General features: G+C 35.7%; 1 protein-coding gene. It reads right to left on the reverse strand.

Translation table 11 applies throughout. The features are described from left to right. Positions 1-2241: autotransporter outer membrane beta-barrel domain-containing protein (locus ME3_RS05350; protein WP_007477786.1), on the reverse strand; the 2241-nt coding region annotated here is incomplete at its 3' end. Between the last annotated feature and the right edge of the window lie 18 nt (positions 2242-2259).

A 2259-nucleotide genomic window follows, 5' to 3' on the forward strand; every position in this document is an offset into this window, starting at 1 on the left:
ACCTATCCCCCCTTCAATTGCAGGTCCTATAGGATCAAAATAGAAACTATTCTTGCCAACTTGTACTGTTCCTCCATCACCAAAAACACTGATAAGATTGAGTTTACCATAGAAAGAAAGAGTACGACCGTCTTCAAACTGGTTAATATTTTTAACCAAACGCCCACCCATACGAATTGACCACTGATAAGGATTGCCCATATCCACCTTAAATTTATCGGCATCTTGAATGGTACGAAACATCAATTGCTGATAAGCAATCTGTGTTTGTGGCTCGAATACCAGGCCTTCAATGCTGGTTACGAGCTGTTTTCCCAAAGTAGCAGACGCACTCCATGTTTTTGCATCATCCACTCTTGCAGTTTGACCGATAATGGCATTGGAGATATTTCCTCTAAAGAGACCATAGGATAAGAAAGTATTGACGTACACTCCACTATCATGCTGTATACTGCTATAGGCTGTGAAAAGCCATTTATCGAATGTAGTCTTCTTAACATCTGCCATATTTTGTGGTGTGAAAGACAATTTTCCATAAGTGCCTAAAAGCCCGAAATATGAAGAAATGTTTTGCCCTTCCAATGCAGCTAATGCAACACCTGTTTGTAAAGCAGCATAGCCAATATCAGCACCATAACCGTATTCAAGCGCAGTACGGTTAGATGATAAAGTCACTTTGTTTCCATAAGAAGATATAAAAAAGAAAAGTTTCTTATTATTTTTCATTTCCCATGGCATCGGGCGAATATTGGTTAAGAGAGCATTTTGATTTTCAATATCAGTAAAACCTGCAACAAATAAAGCACTCGGCATCACTAAATAATTTGCCATTTGCGGTAAAAGAGCCTTTACGTTTGAGTTGGGAAGGTATTGATTTTGCAGGCGGAAATCCCAAAAAGCATTATTATATGGATTGACACCAGACAATCTTTGGTTGATATTAGCTAAACCATTACGTGATGTTGGTCCATAGGCATTCAAAGTATATTTGTAAGGTGAACCACTGATTGTCATATAACCCTTCGCTAGTTTGAAGGAATTCTCTGTTGCATTTCCAGAAACTTGAATTAGAGAAATCCCACGCTTATTTAAAGGAAGAGAGCCAGTTACAAGAAGCAAATTAGCTTCCTTTAGAACATTTCCATGGATATTGACATCTACTGTTGTTGATCCTGATACATCTCCATTAACAAATAGACGATCAGCTTTTTGCCCATTAGTATTTAAATAGAGTTTAGCATTACCTCTTGCATTATAGACTTTTCGAGTTTCAGGATTTCCCGATCCTACATACAATGTTTGATAATGACCTTCTGTTGAGTTTTCAAAAATAATAGAACTATTGTTGACATTAAGCACAGAAATATCAGAATGGGATCTTTGAGCAATACCAAGAATCAATGCTGTTGGAATAGGACCAAGCATATTATCTCTATTATCTGTTTCTGTTTTACTAACCCTTAAGATCCATGTGGAACCATTATTGAGATTTAAAACTGTTTTCTGCTGTAAAAGCCGCTCCACCGCATTTCGATCATTATAATATTCTTTATCTCGATTATTATAATAATTTTCTACTGCTTGTTCAGCTTTTTGTTGAGTTCCGTTTATTTGTTGTTGTGAAGATTGCGTTCTATGATTCCTTATAGTACGATCACGTAATTGTGCCTTTGCTTCGTCTATATCTTTTTGTTTTAAAATTCTTGTACCACCTTTTAAAATAGAGCGATCTGCGGTTAGTATAAGAGTACCAATATTTTCCACTGTACGTAGCTTATTTTTCACTAAAACATCAGCATCAATTTCTGAATTTTTAAGGAATACTGTGCCGTTTGCATAAGGTCCTAAAATACCCATACCACTTTTAACAAACAGCTTTGTATTTAAAAACGTTACTACATTGTTATCCTGTGTATATTTGCTTGATTTGTAAGAAAAGAAGGTGATACCAACTCCACGCTCGACAGTTACGAATGAATCTTTAAGGTTGATCTTACCATCTGAGACTAGCAAACCAACGTGTCCTGCTTTTGCGTGAATGCCGTCAGCATTAACACTTTTACTATTCGTTGCACTAAGAGCATAAAAACCTGAAACATTTTTTTCTACTATTGTTTCTATTGTTTTTGTAGGAGAGCTAACCGTTTGCGAGTTTGATTGAGTATTAGCATAAGTTATACTATAGTAAGAACATAAAAAAAAACCACTTACGGTACATAATAAAAGACTTCTTTTACGCATGTATATATCCTTAAATAT

The sequence above is a fragment of the Bartonella melophagi K-2C genome, from assembly GCF_000278255.1.
Classification (GTDB): Bacteria; Pseudomonadota; Alphaproteobacteria; order Rhizobiales; family Rhizobiaceae; genus Bartonella; species Bartonella melophagi.